At 67.3% G+C, this 18,888-nt stretch carries 13 protein-coding genes and 6 pseudogenes; 7 read left to right on the forward strand and 12 right to left on the reverse strand.

Annotated features, from left to right (window positions below):
- Positions 1–115 precede the first annotated feature (115 nt).
- Positions 116–834, forward strand: a pseudogene (locus ACF1FZ_RS33065) (IS6 family transposase).
- Between the two features lie 139 nt (positions 835–973).
- Here ACF1FZ_RS33065 and ACF1FZ_RS33070 read toward each other — a convergent pair.
- Positions 974–2,251: a YhgE/Pip domain-containing protein gene (locus tag ACF1FZ_RS33070; protein ID WP_391777074.1), complete on the reverse strand. Its 1,278-nt coding sequence runs from the start codon at positions 2,249–2,251 to the stop codon at positions 974–976.
- A gap of 455 nt (positions 2,252–2,706) precedes the next feature.
- On the opposite strand from ACF1FZ_RS33070, the gene ACF1FZ_RS33075 reads away from it, so the two are divergent.
- On the forward strand, positions 2,707–3,027 hold the full coding sequence (locus ACF1FZ_RS33075; protein ID WP_391777075.1) for a hypothetical protein: 321 nt from the start codon (positions 2,707–2,709) through the stop codon (positions 3,025–3,027).
- Positions 3,028–3,462: 435 nt separating this feature from the next.
- On the opposite strand, the gene ACF1FZ_RS33080 is transcribed toward ACF1FZ_RS33075, so the two are convergent.
- Entirely contained in the window at positions 3,463–3,714 is a 252-nt protein-coding gene (locus ACF1FZ_RS33080) for a hypothetical protein (RefSeq protein WP_391777076.1), read from the reverse strand.
- A 418-nt stretch (positions 3,715–4,132) separates the two neighbouring features.
- Here ACF1FZ_RS33080 and ACF1FZ_RS33085 point away from each other — a divergent pair, with 418 nt between their 5' ends.
- Positions 4,133–4,489 (forward strand): hypothetical protein, encoded by a 357-nt coding sequence (locus tag ACF1FZ_RS33085; RefSeq protein ID WP_391777077.1) that lies wholly within the window; start codon positions 4,133–4,135, stop codon positions 4,487–4,489.
- A 39-nt stretch (positions 4,490–4,528) separates the two neighbouring features.
- On the opposite strand, the pseudogene ACF1FZ_RS33090 reads toward ACF1FZ_RS33085, so the two are convergent.
- A pseudogene (locus tag ACF1FZ_RS33090) lies at positions 4,529–5,246 on the reverse strand (IS6 family transposase).
- Between the two features lie 102 nt (positions 5,247–5,348).
- Here ACF1FZ_RS33090 and ACF1FZ_RS33095 point away from each other — a divergent pair.
- Positions 5,349–5,573 (forward strand): transposase, encoded by a 225-nt coding sequence (locus ACF1FZ_RS33095; protein ID WP_391777078.1) that lies wholly within the window; start codon positions 5,349–5,351, stop codon positions 5,571–5,573.
- A gap of 95 nt (positions 5,574–5,668) precedes the next feature.
- Here the strand turns inward: ACF1FZ_RS33095 and ACF1FZ_RS33100 are convergent, their stop codons facing one another.
- Positions 5,669–6,562: an SMP-30/gluconolactonase/LRE family protein gene (locus tag ACF1FZ_RS33100; RefSeq protein WP_391777079.1), complete on the reverse strand. Its 894-nt coding sequence runs from the start codon at positions 6,560–6,562 to the stop codon at positions 5,669–5,671.
- 32 nt (positions 6,563–6,594) lie between these two features.
- Complete coding sequence (locus ACF1FZ_RS33105; RefSeq protein ID WP_391777080.1) at positions 6,595–7,503, reverse strand: alpha/beta fold hydrolase; 909 nt, start codon at positions 7,501–7,503, stop codon at positions 6,595–6,597.
- 227 nt (positions 7,504–7,730) lie between these two features.
- On the opposite strand from ACF1FZ_RS33105, the pseudogene ACF1FZ_RS33110 reads away from it, so the two are divergent.
- Positions 7,731–7,916: pseudogene (locus tag ACF1FZ_RS33110) on the forward strand (hypothetical protein); the annotation flags it as partial.
- A gap of 100 nt (positions 7,917–8,016) precedes the next feature.
- Here the strand turns inward: ACF1FZ_RS33110 and ACF1FZ_RS33115 are convergent.
- Positions 8,017–8,208 carry a hypothetical protein gene (locus ACF1FZ_RS33115; RefSeq protein WP_391777087.1) on the reverse strand — a complete coding sequence of 64 codons (192 nt, stop codon included), beginning with the start codon at positions 8,206–8,208 and terminating at the stop codon, positions 8,017–8,019.
- Positions 8,209–8,668: 460 nt separating this feature from the next.
- On the opposite strand from ACF1FZ_RS33115, the gene ACF1FZ_RS33120 reads away from it, so the two are divergent.
- Entirely contained in the window at positions 8,669–9,232 is a 564-nt protein-coding gene (locus ACF1FZ_RS33120) for a dihydrofolate reductase family protein (protein WP_391777081.1), read from the forward strand.
- Between the two features lie 223 nt (positions 9,233–9,455).
- On the opposite strand, the gene ACF1FZ_RS33125 is transcribed toward ACF1FZ_RS33120, so the two are convergent.
- The gene (locus tag ACF1FZ_RS33125) at positions 9,456–9,845 is read right to left on the reverse strand and encodes a hypothetical protein (protein ID WP_391777082.1); all 390 of its coding nucleotides are present in this window, start codon (positions 9,843–9,845) and stop codon (positions 9,456–9,458) included.
- A gap of 238 nt (positions 9,846–10,083) precedes the next feature.
- Between ACF1FZ_RS33125 and ACF1FZ_RS33130 the strand changes: the two are divergent.
- A pseudogene (locus ACF1FZ_RS33130) lies at positions 10,084–10,197 on the forward strand (transposase); the annotation flags it as partial.
- A gap of 197 nt (positions 10,198–10,394) precedes the next feature.
- Here ACF1FZ_RS33130 and ACF1FZ_RS33135 read toward each other — a convergent pair.
- The 5 genes and pseudogenes from ACF1FZ_RS33135 to ACF1FZ_RS33155 form a co-directional block, all read right to left on the reverse strand.
- Positions 10,395–10,943 (reverse strand): annotated as a pseudogene (locus ACF1FZ_RS33135) (IS6 family transposase); the annotation flags it as partial.
- 120 nt (positions 10,944–11,063) lie between these two features.
- Positions 11,064–11,239 (reverse strand): annotated as a pseudogene (locus ACF1FZ_RS33140) (IS1380 family transposase); the annotation flags it as partial.
- Positions 11,240–11,361: 122 nt separating this feature from the next.
- On the reverse strand, positions 11,362–16,098 hold the full coding sequence (locus tag ACF1FZ_RS33145) for a glycosyl hydrolase family 18 protein (RefSeq protein ID WP_391777083.1): 4,737 nt from the start codon (positions 16,096–16,098) through the stop codon (positions 11,362–11,364).
- Positions 16,099–17,168: 1,070 nt separating this feature from the next.
- Positions 17,169–18,236, reverse strand: a complete 1,068-nt coding sequence (locus ACF1FZ_RS33150; RefSeq protein WP_391777084.1) for a polyprenyl synthetase family protein — start codon at positions 18,234–18,236, stop codon at positions 17,169–17,171.
- A gap of 75 nt (positions 18,237–18,311) precedes the next feature.
- A partial coding sequence (locus ACF1FZ_RS33155; protein ID WP_391777085.1) for a polyprenyl synthetase family protein occupies positions 18,312–18,888 on the reverse strand: 577 nt, incomplete at its 5' end.

The following is an 18,888-nucleotide window of genomic DNA, read 5'->3' on the forward strand; positions in this document are numbered from 1 at the left end:
CGACGGCACACGGCGAGTGCACCTGAGGACCGCGGACGAGGCGGCACGGGGACATTGTCACGTTGGTTGACCGGAGGGAGGATTTTCTGGTTGGTCACGCCGGGAGAGGTCGTTTGTGGAGAGCGCACCGCCGTCATACAGGGGGCGCCGGTACCCGGCCGAGATCATCTCCCACTGCGTGTGGCTGTACTTCCGCTTCCCGCTCAGCTTCCGCGAGCTCGAGGAGCTGATGCTCGAGCGCGGCGTCATCGTCTCCCACGGGACCGTCCGCCGCTGGTGTGCGAAGTTCGGGCAGGTCCATGCCGACGGCCTGCGCCGGAGGTGGCCCCGGGCCGGGGACAAGTGGCACTTGGACGAGGTCTTCGTGAAGGTCAACGGGGAGCAGAAGTACCTGTGGCGGGCCGTCGGCCAGGACGGCAACGTGCTCGACATCCTGGTCCAGAACCGGCGGGACACCACTGCGGCCAGGCGGTTCTTCCGTAAACTGCTGAAGAAGACGTGTCCGGTGCCGCGGGCGGTCATTACCGGCAAGCTCCGTTCCTGCGGCGCGGCCCACCGCGAGGTCATGCTCCCGTCGAGCACCGGGCCCGCAAGGGCCTGAACAACCGGGCCCAGAACAGCCACCAGCCGACAAGACAACGCGAACGCGCCATGAAAGGCTTCCGCTCCGTCGGCGGAGCCCAGCGGCTCCTGTCCGCGATCAGCGGCATCTCACCCCACTTCCGGCCCCGCCGCCACCTGATGACCGCCTCCGATCACCGAGCCGAGATGACCGTCCGCTTTGCCGTCCGGGGCCAGATCACCGGCGCCACCACCCTGCCTACCGCGGCCTGAGCACGAAAGCCGGAACCCGACCCCACCACGCCCCGGCACACCGTCAGGCACGCACACACCCGACAACATGACAGCGCCATTGGGCCTGTTCCAGGCGGCGGGTTCACGAAAGGTGGCCCCCGCCCTCGGGAAGCCGCCTTTAGCCCGGTTGGGGCACCATACGACGCAGACCTCTGCGGTCGTAGTACCGGGTCACGAGGAAACCGAAGACGATGGCGCCGATGATTCCGACGCCGATCATGATCCATCCCCGGGTGAGCCCGGCATCGGCACGAGCGTCGAAGTACAGGATCGCCCTGATGCCGGAGGCGAGCTGGTGCATCGGCTCGAAGAGGGCGAGGAAGCGGTAGAAGCCCGGCACCGCCTCGAGCGGGATGGTGGCCCCTGAGGACGGCAGCGCCAAGGCGATGAAGACGAACATCGACACGAGCTGGCCGATGTTGCCGAACGCCGCGTTGATCGCCTGCACCCCGAGGCCCACCGCCAGGCAGGAGCAGTAGGAGAACAGCGCCAGCATGAAGAGGTGGGGCGCGTCCATACCCAGGATGATGATGCAGGCGATCATGACCAGTGCGGTGATGGGGACGCACAGCCCGGCGGTCATGCCCATTTTGAGCAGCAGCGTCTGCGTTCGGTTGATCGGGACAGTGGGCCTGCGTGAGTGCCAGGGGCCGATCTCCGCGTCTGTGTAGCCAAGAGCGGTGTCGGCGGAGCTGTGGATGATGTTGCCGCCGAGGAAGCCTGTCAGCACTAGCAGCAGCACGTAGTAGAAGGCGCTGAGTCCCAGCCCGCTGTGCGACCCGATCGGATGGCCCACACGGGTGTCGACTGCGACCGGGTCGGCGAGCAGTAGACGCGTGGCGGACGGCGCCCGCACGAATTCCGGCGAGGCCGACAGTTGTTTGCCGATGGCCGATGACGCCTGGTGCGCGGCCTGCTCGCTGATCTTGCCGGCCATCGACGATCCGAGGCTTCCCAGGCCGGGATTGGTGAGCACTGTCAGGGTGGGCCGACTGGCGTGTGTGCCGGCCAGCGAGCGCACCGCTGAGGTGAAGTCGCGGGGAATGACCAGGGCGCCGTAGACCTTCCCGGAGGCTAGTTGGTCCTGTGCGGATCCGTGGCTGAGGCGGTGCCACTGCACATCGTTGTCCGATGTGGAAGCGATGATCTCATCGCTCACTTCGGTGCCCAGATTCTTCCGCGACCCCGGCAGTGGCATGCCGGTGTCCTGGTTCACCAGGGCGATCGGCAGCCGGTGCAGGCTGCTTTCCGGCGTGAGAACACCGCCCATGTACAGCAAGGACAGCAGCAGCGCGAGCAACCCGGTGAGCACGCCGGGGGCGATCCACAGTTTCCCGTGGCGCAGCACACCTGCGGCGTTCGTGACGGCAGAGGGCTGAGTGCGGTCGGAAGCCATGCTGCTCCTCAAGAGTCTCGGCTGCGGGGCTCAACCGTGCGAGCGCCCGGCCGGGCGGCGTCGGCCGGATCGGGAGGCGACATCGAGGGCAGCCCGGTGAGCTGCTGGTGTCCTGCGGATCGGGGGGCGCCCACGCGCGGGCCCCGGTCGGCTTCGCCGGACGAACGCGTCCGTGAAAGATCGATCGACACAGCGCCGAAAACCGCTGCCACAGCCACGAAGAATCACCCCGGAGCACATCCGCAGAAAATTTGGCCGGACAACTCTCGCCCAGGTCATTGCCTCTTATCGCAATGGGGGCCGAGGCCATCGGCAACCCTGATGGGCCGACCGGACGCACCCGGCGGTCAGCAGCCCCTCGTGGACGGCAAGGACCGGGGGCGGGGGCTCCTCGCCGCAACGATCTCGGCAGGCCGCACCGCCGCCCGTGGCGCCGCCGTCCGTTCCACGTCGCCGTGCGTGTACTGCCCGCGGGAGAGCTGCTGCCCGCCGCTGGAGGCAGTGCGTACGGGTTCGTCGATGCCACCTTGATCGGTGCCTGCGCGGACACGACGGGCGCGGTGTACCAGCCGGTCGCCGCCGTACCACCAGGCCGGGAGGCCGTGGAGGCGACCGTCCTGCCGGTCACCCAGGTCAGCCTCACCGCCGCCACCCTGCTCGACCGGGCCCGCGCCGAGGACACCGCCCGGTGGCCGCACGCCGCGGCACGGGAACAGGCGGCGCGGGCTCATGATGCCTTCGGTACGCGGCCGGTGTCGTGGCGTAACTACGGCTGAGAGAGCGACCACGTCCAGGCGCCGTTGCTGGTCGACGCCGATGGTGATCTGGTGCGTCCGTGGGCCATCTGGTTCATCGATGCCGCCACCAAGGTCATCACCGGGGCGGCGGCCACCCCGTGGTACCCGTCGCGGGCATCGGTGCCGGCCGCTTTGCGTGCCGCGGTGGTGGGGAGGATCCCTACGGTCCGGCCGGGGGCGTCCCGGAGCTGGTGAGGGTGGACCGGGGCAAAGGGTTTCCAGCGCGATAGGCGTGCGGCCCGGTTGTCCGCTTCTGCTGGCAGGTGGTTTGAAGTATCTTCTCTGGGCGCCTCCGGCCCTGTCCGGAACTCTGACGCCCATGATCACTCCATGCATGACACCGACACGCATCCGCCGCGTGGCGCCGGCTGCTGCTGCGGCCCGGGTCAGGTCTGCATTCCGCGTCGTCGAGGTTCACGCAGTCATTTCGTCTTCGTCGAACCCGAGGTCGTCTTCGATTCCGAGCTCTACCGCAGCTTCCCACTTCAGCTGATTCGGGTAGTCGCCTGTCGCAACCTGTCTCAGGAAGTCTGCCGCATCTGAGGCGCGTGCACCTTGAAGAGCGAAGTGCACGGCTCCCAGAGCGGCGATGCACTTCTTGCACAGCCAGTAGCCGGGAGCATCGCCATCGATTTCTTCTTCAAAGACGCGGGAAATGACCGGCACTGCCGAATCGGACTCAAGCTCTCCCAATATTTCAACGAGGTCTTCCTTGTTGACACTCGCGGTCGCGCCTCGAGGATCGGGAGGAGTCGCTCTGCCAGTCCGGTTGGTGCCACCCAACGTGCAAGATCGGCAAGTGTCGTCACCGCTTGCCAATCTCCGTTGGTGCACGCGCCGAAGAGAAATGCGTCGATACGGGTAGAAATGTCCGGAAGCTCGCTGATCACCCGGTTTGCTGAATTTTTTCCGATGTAACCTGACCCCAGTACTTCCTTGACTTTACGGACATATGCAAGGTCTTCTTCGTTCACTGAATTACCTACCTGAGGAGTTGATGACTCACGTCGACGTTTCGCGAGGTGAAGACATTCGCAGATTCCGGCCGTAGGTCAAAACTCAATCCGCCTCGCTCATATTTGAGATGGACGAAGTCCTTGTTGCCGCCGATCTCCTCAAGGTCGAGGCCGACCTCGTCACGGATCTTGTCGATGGTGTCCCCAGATCCACGTCCCGCAGCAACCAGAGCGTCACGAGTGCCAGGTTCTATCTGGTCTTCGACGTGCTGCGCGCGCCCGGCACGCCGGAGCAGGCCGAACCGCGCGAGGGCGACGAAGCGGTCCGTGGCGAGCTCACCCGGCGAGTCGGCTCCTACGCCCAGAGCGACGTCAATGGCCAGCTCGCCCGCGCACTGGCCGCGCGCCTCGGGCACTACCGCGACCCGGCCGCCCGTGAGAAGGCAGCCGGCGTTGTCAGGTTGATCGAGTGCTCGAGGGCGTGAACCGGTCCGGCGTGTCTCGGCTTCGGTGGTAACAGCGGCTCAGGCTGCGGCGGGTAGGCCGGCGACGCCGGTGATCTGGTCCCAGATCGCGAAGCGGGTGATCATCCCGGCGCGGTAGTTCGGGGGCGAGGAGGTGACGGCAGGGTCGGAAGTGAGGTGAGATGCCGCTGAACGCGGCCAGGAACCGTTGTGCGGTGTCTACCGATCGGAAGCCGTGCATCGCGCGCTCGCGTTGTCTCGTCGGCTGGTGGGAGTTCCCGGCCCCGTTGTTCAGGCCCTTGTGCGCGCGGTGTTCGACCGACGGCATCTCGTGGGGGTGGGCGGCGCTGTAGGAGCGGAGCTCGTCGGTGACGATCCCCCGGGGCACCGACCGGATCTTCTTCCTCAGCCTTCCGGAAGAAACACCTGGCCTCGGCCTCGTCCCGCCGGTTCTGCTGCAGGATGTCGAGCACGTTCCCGTGCTGGTCCACGGCCCGCCACAGGTACCGCTGCGCGCCGTTGATTTTGACGAACACCTCGTCCAGGTGCCACTTGTCACCAGACCCCGGACGGCGCCAACGCAGAGCAGCGGTATAAACCGGGCCGAACCGGCATGTCCACTGGAGGACTGTCTCGTGGCTGAGTTCGATGCCGCGCTCGAGCATCCGCTCCTCGATGTCGCGCAGGCTCAGGTTGAAGCGGTGGTCAGCCACACGCGGTGGGAGACGACCCCCGGAAGGAAGCGGAAACTCCGGTACGACGGCGTCACCGCGGACAGCCCCTCCAGCGATTCGGCCAGACGGATGATCATGCCGCCCGAGAAGACCACCACTCAACCTGACAACGCCCCTGCGGATTCTGCAGTTCGGCCCTGGTGTATGTGAACACGCTGATGCTCCAGGACGTCGTCGGCGAGCCAGAGGGGGCGGACCTTCTCACACCCGCCGACCGGCGCGGCCTGACCCCGTTGTTCTGGTCGCACGTCCGGCCATACGGTGAGGTGAACCTTGACATGGACACCCGCCTCAACCTCACCGCGGCGACCTTTCCCGGCCTTCGGGCGACAGACGGCAAGGCCGTACGCTCCACCGTGGAGAAAGCATGAACCTGTGCAGGTACGGCACGTCGACCGGGCTGCGCCAGCGTCTGGTATGACGCGACACCGACACACGGCTGACCTGGGCGGTTCTCCGTCCCGAGCTACGGTTCCAACCGTACGACCCCTCCCGTCTCAAGGGCCACCCACAGAGCGCCGTCGGAACCTATGGTGATGCCGTGCGGCTCGGACGACGGTGACGGCAGGCTGTACTCGGCGACCTCGCCGTTATCGGTGATGTGGCCAATGCGGTTGGCTCCCCATTCGGTGAACCAGCAGTTCCCGGTGGACGCCGCGACGATGGCGTGGGGTTCAGCCGTGCGGTCGGGGAGCGGGAACTCCTTGATACCGCCATCCACCGAGATCCTGCCGATCTGGCCCGCTGCGATCTCAACGAACCACAAGGCGGTGCCGTCACTGGTGATGCCCACGGGTGCGGCGCTGGGGGTGGGGAGTGGGCGTATGACGATGTCCCCGTGGACAGTGATGCGGCCGATTGCGTTCGCCTGGTTGAGGGTGAACCACAGGGCCCCATCAGGACCTGCGGTGATTGCCGAGGGATAGGTGCCCGTGTGGGGAAGGACGAACTCGGTGATCTCTCCCGTGCAGGTGATGCGGCCGATACGGTCGGTGTTCATCTCCGTGAACCACACCGCACCGTCTGGACCGGCAGTGATACCGAAGGGTCCGCTGTCGGGCGTCGGTACGGGGAAGGATTTTGTTTCGCCGTCGGGGGTGACGCGGCCGATCCGGTGGTCCTGGGACCGGGTGAACCACAGTGCTCCGTCGGGCCCGGGAGTAATGACCGTAGGGCGACACTCAGACGAGTCCAGGGGGTATTCGTTGAGTTCCCCGTCGAGGGTGAGACGCGCGATGCGGCCACTGTGCACGAAGGTGAGCCACAGCGCACCGTCAGGGCCGGCCGCGATGCCGTAAGGCCCCGCACCCTTGTCCGCCACGGAGATCTCCCTGGTGGCCGGGGCATCAGAGTGGTGCACAGCAACTCCTTGCAGGGGTGGTGGAGTGAGGATCAACCGATGGTCCTGGCCGATGTCGCAGCTCGGCCTCGCACCAGGTCGAGAATGATCGCAGCGAGGTCGGCAGGCCGGGTCATGGGAACGTTGTGGTTCGAGCTGATGCCGATCAGCTGGCGTCCAGGGACGGCATCGACGACGGCACGCACCTCGTCACACCGTGAGGCGTAAAAGCCATCCTCGGCCAGCACGATCGTCATCGGACAGGTGAGGCGGGCATACACATCGACGGCTGGGAAGACTTCCGCATCGGGCTCCACGGCAGTGACAGTCGTGACCTCCTCGATGACCGGCCGCCGTACCCACCAGTGGCCGCAGCGCATGAAGGAGCGCCGCGTAACCTCCTCGACAAGCCCGGGCCGTGCTCCGGCGTTCAGCCAGTCCCCTCCGGCCTCCCGCACGCACTGTTCGACATAGGCATGCATCTGGTCGTCGTCGGCTTTCCAGCCGTAGCGGAACATCGTCCGTAAGCGGTCCGCCGCCCCGGTGGTCCGCACGTCAGCATGCTCGGCGATTGACGCGTTACGGTCGTCGAGCACCACGCCGTCCACGATGCAGAGAGCTGCCGGTTCCACGAGTCCGCTGGCAGTGGCGGCCGTCACCGCGTAGCCGCCGGTCGAATGGCCGACCAGGACGGGGCGGTCCCAGGCCAGCGCGGTGACGACGCTACCGATGTCTCGCCAGTACTGCTCGGGATTGGTGGAGCCGAGCCGGGTCTGCCCATGGCCACGCAGGTCGAGGGCAATCGGATGGCACTCGCTCACCAGATGGGACGCCACATCCATCCAGGCCGCAGCGTTGTGTCCGCTGCCGTGGACAAGCAGCACGCCCTCACCGTGACCGCCGAAGTCCATACCGGATAGGACCCCATCCACGACGGGCAGTTCGATCTCTGTTCCGGTCACCACCGCACCCTGTCTGTGAGAAGACAGCCGGCGCAACTGATTTTCTCACAGGGAGTCAGGGCGGAGCGAGAATTCGCTGAGACCGGGCCGGGGAGCGGCCAATGCAACTGTCTTAGTAAATAACGGGTTTACTGCGGTGGAGCCCTTACCGTGATCATCGCGACCTGCGGCGGGGCGCTCCGGCCGCCGCGGCGAGGTGTACGCGTCTACTGCGGGAGGGCTGGAAGGTCGGGACAGACGTGACGATCGAACCAGTGACCGAGTCCGGGAGTGATGGCGCGCTCATGCCCGGTGTACGGATCGGTCACGGCGCGGTCATCGCCGCCGGCGCCGTGGTCACAGGCGACGTCCCCGGCTACGGCAACTCCGCGCGGCTCATCCGCACCACCCGCTACGACGCTGCGGACATCGCCTCACGGTGGCGGTGTCGTCCTCGGGAGCCGGACACAGGGCGTCCAGCGGCGTGGTCCACGAGCTGCGGCCGGGCTCGAGCGCGCAGATGAGCGAGTGGGGTCAGCCGGGGACGGGGATGCCGTAGTGGGCGGAAAGCCGGTCCACTTCGGCGCGGGTCCACGCAGCGGCGCGGGCCTGCTTGCGGCTGATCTGGGGCAGGCCGAGGCCGGTAGCGAGGGCGGCCTGGCACGCGCCGGTCATGCGCATCAGGGCTGCGACCGTGAGCCGTAACGTCTGCTCTGTACTGGGCATATGCGTACTCCACAGCAGGTATGCGGCGCCGGATGTGCGCCCGGCGTCGCAAGATCGTCCAGGTGGGCCGCTGAGCGTCGATCTCCACTCCGGACGCCGGAAGGGAAGGGCCCCGGGGCGGCAGGTCGCCAGCGAGCGGCACCCTCAAGGGCCTGTCGGGGCCGCCCGGCTTGCTTCGCGCGTCACCAGGGCGGGTGCTAGGCGTTCGTGTAAGGTATCGCCACTCGTGACATGTCGATCTTGCGTGATCTGAGCGTTCTCCGCTGTCTCACGGCCTTGTCACCCATGATCAGTCTCAAATCCGTGGCATTTCCTCGCGAGGGCGAGGTCGAGATCAGGCGGCTTACCCCACGCTGAGCCCTGAGCACGAGGACTACCGGCGATCCCAGATCGCGCGCCGATGAGTTTCCCGCGCCGCACTGGTCTATACGCCGGACACCCACGGACGGAAGGCTGCGCCATGCGGAAACTGATCTACGGCATGAACCTGACCATGGACGGCTACATCGCGGCGCCCGGCGACGACATCGGCTGGAGCATGCCGAGCGACGAGTTGTTCCAGTTCTGGTCCGACCAGTTGCAGGCGACCGACCTGACGCTGTACGGGCGTAAGCTGTGGCAGACGATGAGCTCCTACTGGCCGACCGGCGGCCAACAGCCCAACGCCACCCCGGCGGAGATCGAGTTCGCGCGCCGCTGGCGGGACATGTCGAAGGTGGTGTTCTCCTCGACGATCGACAAGGTCGACTGGAACACTCGCTTGGTCACCGGCGACGCGGTCGCCGAGATCACCCGGCTCAAGGCCGAGGACGGCGGCCCGATGGACATCGGCGGCGCGACGCTCGCCGGGGCGGCCATGCGGGCCGGGCTGATCGACGAGTACGTGCTGGCCACCGCGCCGGTCCTGGTGGGCGGCGGCACGCCGTTCTTCGCCGCGCTGGACAACTGGGTGAACCTGAACCTGGTGGAGACGCGGACGCTTCCCGGCGGTGTGATCCTGACCAGGTACGAGACGAGGCGTTGAGAAGCTTCCCGCTGTCTCACGGCTTGGATGGGTATTTCCTCTCCCCGTCATGGCATTTCCTCAGCCTGGACCGTCTGGGCGGCTGAGGCGACGCGTTTCCCGAATCGGGTCAGCTTCATGGCCCTGCCGCGCTCCCATACGAGTAGGCGGTTTGACCTGCCGGTCTCAGGCGGTGAGCCCCGCCCGGCACGGGCGGGGCTCACCGAGGGGATGCGGCCGCGGATTACTCTTCGAACTTCTGGGTGTGGCAGATGTTGCCGGGGCCGTTCCAACAGATCTCCATCTTGTAGTCCCACGGATTGGTGATCTCGATCGGCGTGGTGTCGCATCCTGCGTCTCCACCGTCAGTGAGAACGGGACCCACTCGAGCCCAGACGCCCTGGTAGATGTACACAGCGCCGGTGACGCCATATCCGTCGGCCTGGGTGTCGCAGATGGTGAAGGAGTCCGGCTCCTCGTCGTTGTGCTTCATGTAGCCGACCGAATGGCCGTCGATGTCGCTCAGGTAGTTGTACGTGTCGGCGGCGCTCGCTATGCCGGCGCTGCCGAGAAGGAGCGCGGTCGACGCGGTGAGGATGCCGAGTGACCGGGTCACTGCCTTGCTCTTGAACATGATCCATCTCCTGGAAGCAGGAAGTGCGCACGCGTTGGCGGGCTCAAGACAAGCACAGGGATGGGAAGTTGACCACTGGTTAACGATTCCGTACTGCACACCGGGCTGGAAGGCATGTGTACAACCGCACGTCGCCCCTCACGCTGGCGCCCCGCACGGGCAAGCACACCAGCCCGTCGCCGACCTCCGGGCGGGGTCTGCTGGGGTGATGGCAACCATGGCCGGGAGGGCATGCCCGATGACTGACCCGACGGTGGGGCGCGGCGAGCTGACGGACGTGGCGTGGGAGCGAATGGAACCCCTGCTGCCGAGCGTTGAGGGCCGTGGGCGACCGTGGCGGGCTCACCGGCAGGGGACTGTCACGTTGTTGGGTGTGTGAGTGTCTGATGGGGCGGCGGAGCATGGTGGGCTCGCGCTTCGAGCCTGAGGTCAGGCCGCGGCAGGCCGGCCGGCGGCGGTGATCTGGTCCCGGATGGCGAAGCGGGCGGTCATCTCGGCTCGGTGGTCAGGGGCGGTCATCAGGCGGCGGCGGAGCCGGAAGTGGGGTGAGATGCCGCTGAAGGCGGACAGGAACCGCTGGGCTCCGCCGACGCTGCGGAAGTCCCTTTCATGGCGTGCTCGCGTTGTCTTGTCGGCTGGTGGCTGTTCTGGGCCCGGTTGTTCAGGCCCTTGTGGGAACGGTGCTCGACCGAGGGCATGACCTCGCGGTGGGCCGCGCCGTAGGAGCGGAGCTTGTCGGTGACCACCACCCGCGGCACCGAACAAGTCTTCTGCATCAGGTGGCGGAGGAAGTGTCTGGCGGCGGCCTTGTCCCGGCGGTTCTGCAGGAGGATGCCGAGCACGGTGCCGTCCTGGTCGACGGCCCGCCACAGGTACTCCAGCTCACCGTTGATCTTCACGAAGACCTCGTCCAAGTGCCGTTTGTCCCCGGGCCGGACCGGGCCGGCGGCGGCGCAGTCCGCTCGCGTAGGCCTGCCCGAACTTGGCGCACCAGCGGCGGACGGCCTCGTGGGAGACGATGATGCCGCGCTGGAGCATCAACTCCTCGACCTCACGGAGGCTGAGGGGGAAGCGGAAATGCAGCCACACAGTGCGCGATCACCTCGCCCGGGTACCGGTGCCCCTTGCACGACGGCAGCACACTCCTCACGGATGATCCCCCTCCGACCCGATCAACCTGAAGATCATCCCGCCCCACCAGCCAACGTGACAGTGCCCCTTGCCCAGGTCGTGCACTGTCCGTGGCGCACGCCACGGCGCCAGCACTGTCGATATCGCGGTGCCCAGGCCCACCTTGCGGACCGTTTTGACCAACAGCACCGTCCCGGCCTGCGAGCCCTCCACCGCCACCGCCCTCGACGGACACGCGGATACAACCCGATACGCTTGCTCATCTGGAGAGTGCTTCTTGCCGTGCAGCCGACAGGACCTAGACAAGTCCTATCGTTGCAGTTCAGAAGCACTCTCCGTTTATGTGATCAGGACGTGGAGTGTCAGGCTGGGTGGCTGAGAACGGTCAGCTGGCGTTGCCGATCAGCTTCCAGGGCTCGTGGTCGGCGTCGGCCCCGGTGCCCGGGGCACTGCCCTTCGTCTCCCACTTGGCCTTCCAGACCTTGCCGTTGTACTTGACCGTGGTCTGCTCGATCGGCTGGCTGGCCGGGGAGTAGACCTTGGTCGCGTCCCAGTTCCCGGCACTACAGCCACCGGCCGGTGGGGTCGCCGTACCGAGTCCCTTGAGGTTGTCGGTCACCGGCGCGTACGCCGTACCGCCGATCGACAGACTCGTGTTCACCGGACCGGTGATCGGGAGGAAGTAGATGATCGGCAAGTCGAGTGACTTCCCGGCCGGGATGATCTGGCAGTAGTCCAGCGTCGTGCTGACCCGGTGGAACGTCGTACCGGGCGCCAGCCTCCATTGGCCACCTTGGACATCGGTCTGCCAGTTGGCGTCCTTGACCAGCGGTGACGTCGAGGCCGGAATGTCGAACGACAGCTTCGTGTCCTTGCCACCGCCGAGCGTGCGCCCGGTGTTGTTGGTGATCCGGACGGTCGGCTGCAGCGGCCACAGGTTCGCCGTGGCGGTCGGGTAGTCGACCATCTCGACGCTCAGGTTGGCAGTCACCGTCGGCGCGACACCGACACTGTCGGTGCGCAGACTGTTGTCATAGGCACCGATATTGCCCAGCTTCTCGTTCAGCCGGGTGGTCAGCGTGTAGCCCATCCCGCACGGAGTGTCCGGCTGGACGTCCGCCGGGCAGGAGTAGTCGCCGCCGAGCTCCCACATCATCACACCGCCCGCACCGGTCGACCTGACCAGATCGGTAACCGCGTCGATGCCCTGCTCGTCCTCGGTCGACAGGAACACCTTCTTCTCGGCGTTCCACAGCCACGACGTCTTCGTGGCGTCGTCCCAGTACCGGGTGTATTGGCCTGTGCGCCGGTCGGTGATGTCGGTCTCCGGCGTCAAGCCGACGCTGCGCGCGTAGAGCGGCGTGATGTTCTTCTCCAGGTTCTTGGCGTGCCACAGCGGGTTCGTCCCGGAGCCGAGCTCGCTGCCGTTGTTGGTCTCGTCGTGCCAGATATTGTCGATGCCGAAGGCACCGTCACCGCACGGCCGCTTGACGCCCGTACCCGGCTCGCAGCCGCTCAGCTTCTGCGACTTGCCCCACAGGCCGTTCGTACCGCCGGAGACGTTCTGCCAGCCGCGCGTGTAGTAGGGCACACCGATGTTGACGCGCCCGGCCTGCATCGCGCCACGCATGTACGTCATCGCCCAATCGGTGTTGAAGTACCCGATCTTCCCGTACTCCGGGGTGGCGTACTGATCGGCCAGTTCCGGGTCCTTGCCGTCGTCGGACAGCGCCGCGTTCGGACCCACGACGTCGTTCCAGGTGCCGTGGTAGTCGTAGGCCATCAGGTTGGTGAAGTCCTGGTAGTCCAGCGCGGTCTGGTTCGCCATCCCGCGGGTCAGGTACCCGGAGGCCGTCGACGCCGAGGTGAGCAGGTAATACTTGTTGTCCGCGACCGAAGCCCGGTTCAGCGTGTCCCGCAGCGTCTTCATCAGCGCGTTGTACGCCGTGGGCAGGCCCTTGCGGCGCGGGTTCGCCACCGCCCAGTCGGCCGGATTGCCGGTGTCCTCGAGGACTGTGGGGTACTCGAAGTCGATGTCGACCCCGTCGAAACCATAGGTCCGCAGGAAACCGACGACCGAATTCGAGAACGTGTTGATCCCCGCCTGGTTGACCGAGCCGTCGGCGTTCATGGTCATCTCGTAGAAGCCGCGGGAGCCGGCCCAGCCGCCGACCGAGATCAGCGTCTTCACCCGGGGGTGGAGGCGTTTGTACTTCGTCAGCAGGTTGAAGTGGCCCTTGTAGGGCAGCGAGGGATCCATCTCGGCGCCGACCTCGCCGGGCCACTCCTTCTGGGTGGCGTTCGAGTCGACCACGATCTGGTTGTTGCTCACCGTCGCGAACGCGTAGTTGAGGTGGGTCACCTTCGACCACGGGATGTTCTTCACCAGGTAGTGCGGCGTGCCATCGGCGCCCGTGCGGCCACCGTTGAAGTAGCCCACGACCCGGCGGTCCCGGCCCTGACCGAGCCATTCCCGACCGTCACTCTGATAGACCTTGCAGTACGGCGTCGCCACGCCCGGCGTGGCCGCCAGACCGTCCGGTCGGCAGTCGCCGGACGCGCCCGGCCGCGAACCGCCGTCGTCGCCACCGGGGTGCGACTCCATCGGGTCACCGACACCACCGTTGACACTGAGATCACCGGCACCGCCGTCGCTGCGGCTGCCATCGCCGTAACTCGGCACCAGCCAGCCCTCGATGTCACCGGCCTCACTTGCCGCGGCCGCTCTGACGGCGGTCTTCGCCGACGAGGCGGTCGCCGTCACAGCGGAGCGGGTCATGGCGAAGTCCTCGATCCCGTCGCCGTCCAGGTCGGCGAAAGCCCCGGAGGTGCCCTGGAACGGATCGTCGGCGCGGATCACGCCCAGCGGCTCCCAGCCGGTGGTGACGCCCCACGGAGCGCCGGTGTTCTGCCAGGCCCGAACCTCACCGGCGGTGAACTCGACCCGGACCGTGTCGGCCTTGCCATCACCGGTGATGTCGGCGAAGGCGACCTGCCCGCCGCGCCCCTCACCCGGAGTGGCGAAACCCTCGACCTTGTCCCAGCCGCCCGGAGCCGGCACTCCCTTGCCCTTGTTCTGCCAGGCGGTCGGGAAACTCATCCGGTCCAGCGTGATCAGGTCGTCGCGGCCGTCACCGTCGAGGTCGGTGAAGTACAGCTCCGGCCCGTAGACGAGGTTGTTCGCGACGATCGTCGCGCTGTCCCAGCTGACCTTGTCGCCACTGCTGGTGTTCCGCGACATCCGCATCGCGGCGATGCCGGTCGGCGAGTCGACCGCCGGCAGGATCCGGATGTAGTCGTCCTTGCCGTCGCCGTCCAGGTCGGCGAAGTAGACCAGCTCCGGGTTGCTCCCGCGGTCGGCCGGGCTGATGTCGCCCAGCGAGACCGCGGGCTTACGCGGGTCGTCATTGCGCCAGCCGGTGACCTTGCCGTCCGTACCGACCACCGCGTAGTCGGCCTTGCCATCGCCGTTCAGGTCAGGGAACTCGATCTTCGAGCCGGTCGCGGCGGCGTCCCTGATCTTGCCGATCGGCTCCCAGGCGTACGAGCGACCGCTGATCATGTGCTGCAGGACCGCGATCCGAGCGCCTGCGGCGAAGGCGCTCGCGATCTTCTGGTGGCCGGCGTCGGTCGGGTAGATCTCGTGGGTGATGTCCTGCGGGGTGACGGAGCCCAGCTCGACCAGCACCAGCCGCGCGCCGCCCTTGATCTTGGCGTGGGCGATCGTGCGGAGCGCGCTGTTGTAGGCGTCGATGCGAGCCTGGTACGTCGGGTTCGTCGACGGCGGCAGGGTCCCGAGCAGGACCGTGGTCGTCGGCGAGGCCCGGTAGATCTCGTCCAAGAAGCTCCGCATCTTCTCGGCCGTCGCCGCACCGTCGGCACCGCCGGCCAGGTCGGCCGTGCCCGCGACCAGGGTCATCATGTTCGGCCGCAGTGTCCGCAGCGCGGGGACCGCCTCGGCCTTGATGTCGTCGATGCCCTTGCCGTCGAACCCCATGTGCTCGGGGTCGCCGCTGTCGCCGCTCTCCAGCTCACCGACGAAGTCTGTGCGCTTGAAGATGGAGGTGAGCAGTGCGCCACCGAACAGCGTAGCGATGGTCATGCCCTTCAGTTGGGTGTCCAGATCGTCCCGGTAGCCGTCGCCGTCGGTGCTGTGCACACCGGCCGTGATCCCGTCGCCGGTCGGCATCACCCGGAGCTCGTCGATCGTCGGGCCGGCGCTGGGCGACGGGCTGGGGCTGGGCGACGGGCTGGTGCCGGCCGCATTGAGCTGACCGGACTGGACCGGCCGGTGGTCGGAGTTGCCCTCGGACCGGACCGTGACCGGCGGCGTGTGGTCGAAGTGGGTGGTGACGAAGTAGTCCAGCTCACCACCGTTCTGGTGGGTCGCCTGACCCGAGCGGTGGATCCGCATGGTCGGCGGGAAGCTCGGCCGGCCGGCGAGGACCCGCGGGTCGACGTTGAAGTCGCCACCGACCGTCGCGTGGTAGGTGACGCCACGCTGGTTCCCGAGGGTCTCGATCCGGTCGTCGATGGCGTCCAGCATCGTCCCGGAGTCACCGCCACCGCCGGACAGGCCGTGCATGGTGAAGTACCACTCGTTGCCGAACCGCGCACCGAGCGCGTTCCGGCCGGCGTCGATCGGATTGCCGACGACGATCAGTTCGTCGGGCGCCTCGGTCAGGACGAGTGCGTTGTTGACCCGGCCGCCGAGCCGGCGCGGGTTGCTCGCGTCGTCCTCGGACTGCAGGAAGTAGACCTCACGGGTCGGGATGGCATTGCGGTAACCGCTGCCGACGATCCAGGTCCGGTGCAGCACGGTGAACTGGTGTGTGGCGCCCTGGCTGTCGACCGTGGTGAAGGTTTGGTCAGGCTGTGGGTCGCTGTTCAGAGGCGGGTGCGGGCCGACCTCCTGAAGCATCAAGATCGGTGCCTGCAAGGCCAGCTGATGGACCGCGTTGGACCACTTGCTGCCGTCCTCGTCCTTGTTACCGGCCCCCTGCATGTTCCAGGAGATCAAGGTCGTGGAGGCCGCAGGGAAATCGGTGGCGGCGGCCGGAACGACAAGTGACGCTGCCAGCCCGGCCATCATCACCGCTGCGGAGATTAATCGGCGGAACAAGAGCTCCCCCCGTTTCTCACATCCAACAGACCGGGAGCAACCGAATCGTTGGAAATTGGATAGTGGCCTAACTGTAAGCGCTTGCAGCGTGGTTTCGGGGAGCCTTCCCTGGTGCGCTGTCACGTTGTTGGCTGCATGGTTCTCTGGCGGTGTCTCGGGGTGTGGTGGGGCCGGGTTCCGGGCCGGTGTCAGGCCTTGGCGGGCTGGCCGGCGGCGCCGGTGATCTGGTCGCGGATCGCGAAGCGGAGGGCCATCTCGGCTCGGTAGCCGGGAGTATTCATCAGGTGACGGCGGGGCCGGGTCTCGACTTCCAGCTCCTGCCTGCCCGTCCCTCTGCGCGGGCAAGCGTGGTCTCCTGGCACCACGGCGAGCCGATGCCGCGCTGCTTCGGCTTGACCGGCCTGTCGAGGGCGCGAGGCCGGTGGGGCTCGTCGACGGCACCGAGGTGCGGGGGCACCCGTTCCGTGCATTCGCGGCACCGCCCTGCTGTACGTGTGGGATGCGCCCGCGGTGGTGACGGCGATGGTCGCCGCCCTGCTCGCCCTGCTGGCGGTCACGTTCTCGGAAACCGGCTGTTCCCGGTACGAATCGACCTGCCCGGCGCCCCGATGCCGGTCAGTCGACGGCTGGCACGGACACGAGAGCGCACCTCTGTGCTGAAGGCGGCCGGGTACAAGACGGTGCTGCGAGCCGCCCTCACCCGCCTTCCCCGGCGTCTGCTCCAGCGTCTCGTGGACGTCAGCACGGTCCCGGGCCGCCTCACCGTCTGCGCCTCCAACCTGGTGATGCGTCACCGGCTGCACTACGGTGAGGCGGCAGTGCACCGCATCGACGCCATCATCGCCTACCCGCCGGAAGCGCCCTTCGCTGTCGTGGCAACGACCTACGGCGACACGACCAGTGTGTGCTTCCGTATCGACACGGCCTTCCCCGACGCCGACAGCATTCCCGACCGCTGGCGCCAAGCTCTGGCCGACCTGACGGCACGGGCCCCCATGCGGCGGACGATGATCCCTCAACTGCCGGGCGCCCTTCGGCTGGGCAGACCATGTCGGTGGTGCGGTCGCTGGTCACCTGGCTCGCTCAACGCTCCACAGCGGCAGCTGCTCGAAGAAGCTGACCGCCTCGTCCCGCCACCGCGGCCGCCAGCCGGCGGCCACCGCAGACGCCTGCTGCGCGTAGCGGCGCATGTCCGCCCGCATGTAGTCTGCCACGCCGCGGTGTTCGCCGATCTCACGGACGGCAGCGATCGCCTCCGGCGTGCAGGACGCATCACCGAGCGCGCCTTCCACCACGCGCCGCTCGGCGTCGTCGACGGCCGCGAGGAGGGCACGGACGGTGTAGCTGTGCTTGCCGTCGCGCAAGTCGGTGCCGGTCTGCTTACCCATGGTGTCCGCGTCACCGAACAGGTCCAGGTAGTCGTCGCGCATCTGCCCGCAGATCCCTACCAGCCTCGCGTACTCGCGCAGCTCCCCCTCGAAGAGTCGCGGTTGTCCGCCCGCGGCCAGCAGGCCGAGCTGAAGGGGGGCGAGGATCGAGTACCGGGCGGCCTTGTAGTCGGCCACGCAGTGCAGGACCTCCTCGTCCGGAGCGGTGGCGAAGTCGCGTTCCAGGTCGATGATCTGGCCCATGAACGTGTCGGCCGCCGCCCGTGTCTGCACCTCGACCATGGCCTGCCGCACCTCGGCCGGCATCTTCGCGTCCAGCAGCACCTGCAACGACAGGGCCAGGGCGAGGTCGCCCGCGAGCACGGTCAGCCCCAGGGCCGCCTGCGGGTGGTCGGGGAACTGCCGGCGGTAGGCGTAGTAGGTGGAGGGGCCGCCGCGGCGGACGGGGCTGTCGTCGATGAGGTCGTCGTGCACCAGGCCGTGGGTCTGCAGCAGCTCGATACTCAGCGCGGCGGCGTCCAGCCCCTCGACGGGCCCGTCCGTCACCAGACGCGTCGCTTCATGCAGCAGCGCGACCCTTATCCGTTTCCCGCCCCGCATGGACAACTCCCGCAAAAGCCCCAGGCACTCCGGGGTGAAGCGGCTGAACGACGGTACATCGAGCGCCGTGCTCAACGCGGCGAAATACTCCTCGAACAGCGTATTGAACCAATGCTCGTATCCGCTGACACGCTCGAGGGTCTGGGTCATGACGCGTTCTTCCTGCTCGGGGATTGGGTGACACCGCAGACCGTAACGGGCGGTACCGGCGGTCCGCAGCCGGGGTCAGGAGGTGTACTGCGTGGCCTTGGTTGCCAGGCCACGCAGAGCACGATCCGCAGCTGGCGGGAAGCCGGCTTCGTCCAGGACGCGGAGCACGTGCGCGTAGCGGGAGGCGATCATCCGCTCGGTCTCCCTCCGCGCCCCCGTCGCCTGCAGAATGTCCCGGACCTCCGCCGCTTCGCGCTCGGCCAGGTCCAGACGGCCCACCACACGGTCAAGCCGTTCCCGCTGGACCGGGTCGCCCAGGCGCAGTCCCAGTGCCAGCAGAACGGTCCGCTTGCCCTCTTGCAGGTCGCTCAGACCCGGCGTACAAGCGCCGTCCGGGCTTCCGAAGACGTCCAGCAGGTCGTCCCGCAGCTGGAACGCCTCTCCCAGCGGCAGACCCAGCCTGGTAAGGCATCCATGGGCCTTGACGGGCCTTGACCTCGAATCCTGGACACGGGTTATGCGGCTTGTGTCAGCGTAGTTGGTGTGCGGTGGGGGGCGTTCTCGAAGGCGATCGGTGATTGTTGTCCGAGGCGGGAGTGTCGGCGTCGGGTGTTGTAGCGGTTCAGCCATCGGAAGGCGTCGAGGCGGGCCT

The organism is Streptomyces sp. NPDC014623, assembly GCF_043088245.1.
Classification (GTDB): domain Bacteria; phylum Actinomycetota; class Actinomycetes; order Streptomycetales; family Streptomycetaceae; genus Streptomyces.

Coding starts and splice junctions, on each gene's coding strand:
- ACF1FZ_RS33070 (WP_391777074.1), bottom strand. CDS start 2,251: ATGGCTTCCGACCGCACTCAGCCCTCTGCCGTCACGAACGCCGCAGGT.
- ACF1FZ_RS33085 (WP_391777077.1), top strand. CDS start 4,133: ATGGACGAAGTCCTTGTTGCCGCCGATCTCCTCAAGGTCGAGGCCGAC.
- ACF1FZ_RS33115 (WP_391777087.1), bottom strand. CDS start 8,208: ATGCCCAGTACAGAGCAGACGTTACGGCTCACGGTCGCAGCCCTGATG.
- ACF1FZ_RS33120 (WP_391777081.1), top strand. CDS start 8,669: ATGCGGAAACTGATCTACGGCATGAACCTGACCATGGACGGCTACATC.
- ACF1FZ_RS33125 (WP_391777082.1), bottom strand. CDS start 9,845: ATGTTCAAGAGCAAGGCAGTGACCCGGTCACTCGGCATCCTCACCGCG.
- ACF1FZ_RS33150 (WP_391777084.1), bottom strand. CDS start 18,236: ATGACCCAGACCCTCGAGCGTGTCAGCGGATACGAGCATTGGTTCAAT.